Genomic DNA, 1882 nt, shown 5'->3' with positions numbered 1-1882 from the left:
TCGCTAATGTCACGCGGATGGACGCGGTACAGGTACAGAAGAAGCTCGAGCTCTCTCCCGATGAGGACTTCATCCTCACCGCGTGGCAGTACCAGATGATGCAGCGCGACATCGCCGCGTCGAAGGGCAAGCACCTTCCGTCCAAGCGCGAAATCCGTAACTCCTTTCGCGACAATGCCGTTGCGGCCATCGTGGCGCGCGACCAGGACGACTGGTCGCCCGCTGTCGCCGAAGTCGTTCACCAGATCGCCGCGGATGGTGAGTCTCCGAACCTCGAGGCGCTCGAATCCGCTGGGCCACAGATCTCCTCGGTCGTGGCGAGACGGTCACGGGCCCTGCTTCTACTGATCGACCTGTATGGATTCGAGCCGTGGGTGGAAGGCAAGTGGGACAAGGCTGTCCGGACCGAAGCTCTCGCCGCCGCCCATCGGTCGATGGAACAACTCCATCCCGAAGACCTCCCTGCTGTGGAAACCGCATACAAGGACGCGATCAAGAAGCTGTCAAAGGCGAGTAACTGGACCAAGTACGCGCTCCTCGCTGGTGCGGGCCTCGGACTCGGCGTCCTGACCGGCGGACTCGCCGCACCAGCAATTGCCGGCGCGTACGGTGCGCTTGTTCTCGGCTATTCGGGCGCGGTGGCCACTTCGGCGGGCCTGGCCGCGATCGGCGGCGGTTCCATCGCTGCCGGTGGTCTCGGTATGGCCGGTGGTGCCGCCCTCATCACCGGCTTCAGCGGCGCCGCAGGAGTCGGGGCAGTCACGCTCGCGGGTAAGGCTGCCGGGTTCACGGCCGCTCGCATCGCCGCCGACGCCATCCGACTCCACGTCGTGACCCAGCTCGTGCTGCGCGATGTCGACGGCAACGAAGAGGCAGCAAAGGCTGTCATCGTCAGTCTCCGCGAGCGCGTGACCAGCCTGGGCAAGACCGTAGTGACTCTCGCCGAGCGAATCGAAATCCTTCGTGCGCAACTCGAGACAAAGCAGGCAGAGTTGAACGCGGAGCGGGATCAACGCCAGGCGGCCGAAGATCGCGTCGCTCGCTTCCGGATCGTCGCCGACCGGCTCAAGGAGCGTGTCACCGGACCGGAGAATGACGAACTTCAGGCATTGCTTGCCGAACTCGAGGATCTGGAGGGTGAGAAGAAGACCGTGGAGACCCTTGCCGAGGGGGTATCTGTTCTCGCTGACGACCTCGAGGAAGCAGCGTGAGCGCCAATGGCGGCAACTCGAGCGACCGGGTCTCGCCGATCGATGACGACTACATCGACAACTTGGATGCACTCACACGCGACCTCGAAGACATCGAATCGATCGCCGCATCAGCACTTTCGGATAAACCGATAGACCACTCAGCCACAAAGCGCATCGTGAGCACCTCGACCGGCCTCACCTATTCCGAACTCACTGCCCACCATCAGCAGCGTCGCGAAGTCGAGGGATGGGGTGAGGCCGACATCGCCGACATCCTCGACCCGATCGCGCTGCACCAGCTCGATGGGTGGCGGGCGGCCCAAAGGGTTCCGTGGGAACGTGGCGACTTGGTCGTCGTGGGCGTCTCCGGGCTCATCGGCGCACTCGGAAATCTCTACGACAACCAGGTAGACGCTGCAGTGCTCAGCGGCCTGTCCTTGTTGAAGAAGACCGACCTGCTGCGCCGATGGGAGAGGGAGACCGCCCGCCTTCCCATCGACTACACCGGCCCGAAATTCGGCGGTCCGGCACACCGCGTTCGGTCGGCCGGCCACGATATCGGCCGGTTCTTCGCCGCCCTCAATCAGATCCGCACGGGAACCTTCGAAGGTACGTGGTGGGAGGACGGACAGCGGATGGTCGAAAAGGTTGCGACAACTCGCTCCGGTCTGCCGTTCGCCCAAGCGCCC

Annotated in this window: 2 pseudogenes; both read left to right on the top strand. The window is 63.9% G+C overall.

Annotated features, from left to right (window positions below):
- Positions 1-1211 (top strand): annotated as a pseudogene (locus ACWGCN_RS35770) (hypothetical protein); the annotation flags it as partial.
- Positions 1212-1369: 158 nt separating this feature from the next.
- Positions 1370-1882, top strand: a pseudogene (locus ACWGCN_RS35765) (hypothetical protein); the annotation flags it as partial.

The sequence above is a fragment of the Nocardia sp. NPDC055050 genome (genome assembly GCF_053608345.1).
Note: the sequence above shows the minus strand (reverse complement) of the source record. Positions and strands in the feature narration are given on the sequence as shown.